General features: G+C 67.8%; 1 protein-coding gene. It reads left to right on the top strand.

The features are described 5' to 3' along the window. The coding region (locus VNE62_03190; GenBank protein HVE91294.1) for a hypothetical protein at window positions 1-2,293 on the top strand (2,293 nt) is incomplete at its 5' end. Between the last annotated feature and the right edge of the window lie 202 nt (window positions 2,294-2,495).

Genomic DNA, 2,495 nt, shown 5'->3' with positions numbered 1-2,495 from the left:
CCTGTCGCCGCTGACGGAGGCGGGGGAGGTCCGCACGACCGTGGCCAAGGCCCTCAGCGTTCCGCTGGACCAGTCGGCCGCCCTCGCGGAGTACATCGGTCGGGGGCGGCTTCTTCTGATCCTCGACAACTGTGAGCACGTGGTCGCTGAGGCCGCGAGCCTGGCCGACGAGCTCGTCCGGTCGTGTCCGTCCCTGGTGATCCTTGCGACGAGCCGGGAGTTGCTGGGCGTGGACGGGGAAACACCGTGGCGCGTCCCGTCCCTGACCCTTCCCGGCGATGAGCCGCCGTCGGACCTGGATCGTTTTGAGTCGGTCCGGCTGTTCGTGGACCGAGCCGCCAGGGCGCGCGGCACCTTCGACCTCACCGACGAAACCGGTGCGGCCGTCGCCACGATCTGCAGGAGAGTGGACGGCATCCCGCTGGCAATTGAGCTGGCCGCGGCTCGCACGAAGGTCCTGACGCCGAAGCAGATATCCGAGGGCCTCACCGACTGCTTCCGGCTGCTCGCCGGCGGCTCCCGGACGCTCATGCCGCGGCAGCAGACCCTTCGAGCTTCGGTGGACTGGAGCTACCGGCTTTTGGACCCAGCCGAGCAGACGCTGCTGCGGAGGATGTCCGTGTTCGTCGGAGGCTGCACGCTCGATGCGGCCGAAGCCGTCTGCGCGCAGGGCGACGTCGAGGCCTTTGAGGTCCTGGACCTCCTGACGCGGCTTTTGGACAAGTCTCTCGTCGTCGTGGAGGAGAAGGCCGGCAAAGCCAGGTACCGGCTCCTGGAGACGATCCGCAGGTTCGCCGCCGAGAAGCTGGCGGACTCGGGGGAGGCCGAGCAGGTCCTGGCGAAGTCCAGGGACTACTGGCGCCGTTTTGTGGACCGTCCGATGGAGGACTGGTACGCAGCCTCCGGTTTCGACCTGTTGATCGAGGTGGACGCCGAGTGGCAGAACATCTCGGCCGCCGTGGAGGACCTCCAGTCGCTAGGCAAGGCACGCGAGGCGTCGCAGATTGCGATTCCTCTTGTCCACCACGCACTGGCCCGGGGCAGGGTGCGCCTGGTGACCGACTGGCTACGGTCGGCCGCCGACCGGCTGACGAGTCAGGATGTCCTGCAGTCCGCTCGCTGCCTGGCCGCTCGCGTCTTTGTCCTGTCGTGGTCGGTGCCGGAGCTGTCGGAGGACATCAACGAGGTGCGGGCACTGGCCGAGGAGGCTGCCCTGGATGACCAGACGAAGGCGTTTCTCCTCATGGCCGAGGCACTGGACTCGCGGTTCTCGGACCCGAACCACTCTCTCGATGTATCCCAGCAACTCCTTGACCTCTGTCCCGAGGATTCGGTGTTAGCCGGGGCGATCTGGGGAGTCCGGGCCTTCGCATCCTTGTCGTTGGGACGCGTCGAGGACGCCAAAGCGGAAGTCCTGGCCGACCTCGAGCACCACCGGTCCAGGGGACGGCTCGTCGGAGAGGGTTCCTCCTCCTTCCGGGCGGGAATGCTCCTCGCAGGAATCGGTGAGTTGGTCGAGGCGAGGAAACACTACGAGCACGCGATCCCCTTGCTGGATCGGCTCGAGTACAAGGTCTACGTGCAGTGGGCCATGGACCATCTCTCCAACGTATGTATCGCCCTTGGCGACACGGACGCCGCGCTTGTGTGGGCCGAGCGGGGTATCGAGTTGTCGCGGTCGAGGGGCATCACCGGCGGCAGCAACTACCCGTTCCTGCTCCTGAGCGTTGCCGGCTTGTCGGAAAGGTCCGGGCAGTACGAGCGTGGACTGGCCGCCGCGCTCGAGGCGGTGGAGACATCGGCTGAGAAATATCACGTCGCCCAGGCTCTGACGTGGGCGGGGCTGCTCGCGCAGCGCGCCCGCGACCCGCGTGCCTGCGGCCTTTTCGTTGACGCACTGCTTGTCGCCCGCCACCTGCAGGTCACGACCGACCTTCGAAGCGGGAGCACGCAGGTGCCGGCTCTGGCCGGAGCCCTCGGCGGCCTGGCGCGGGCGGCAGCTGCCGAAGTCCGGCATGAGAGGTGTGCGCGGCTGTCGGGAGCGGCCGAGGCGCGCCGGGAGTTCGAGGAACAGGCGGCCGGTGGGCCAGTGAGGAACGTCTCACGGGAACTGCGGCAGGACTGGGTGGAGTCCTGCCTTGCGCCCGCCAAGGAGGCCCTCGGCCCCCGTTGGGAGGTGGAGTTCCAGCGCGGCCGCGAACTCGCGAAGGACGACGCGGTCGCGTACGCCCTTGAGGAGGAGTCCACGGAAGTGGTTCGCACATTGATCGAGCAGGACCGCGCGGCCCTGTAGCTTCCGGCGTGCGGTCTTGTCGTTGCGCCCTCTCCACGCGAAGATGTTCCGCACACGACGGGGGGGCCGGGGACAGTGCAATCAGAGATGCAAGGAAAGCTCGTCCTGCCCGTGGGGACCGTGACCCTGCTGCTGGCCGACGTTGAGGGGTCCACCAAGCTGTGGGAGGCCCAGCCGGAGTGGATGCCGATCTCCGTCGCGG

It is taken from the genome of Actinomycetota bacterium (genome assembly GCA_035536535.1).
In the GTDB taxonomy this organism is placed as follows: Bacteria; Actinomycetota; JAICYB01; order JAICYB01; family JAICYB01; genus DATLNZ01.
Note: the sequence above shows the minus strand (reverse complement) of the source record. Positions and strands in the feature narration are given on the sequence as shown.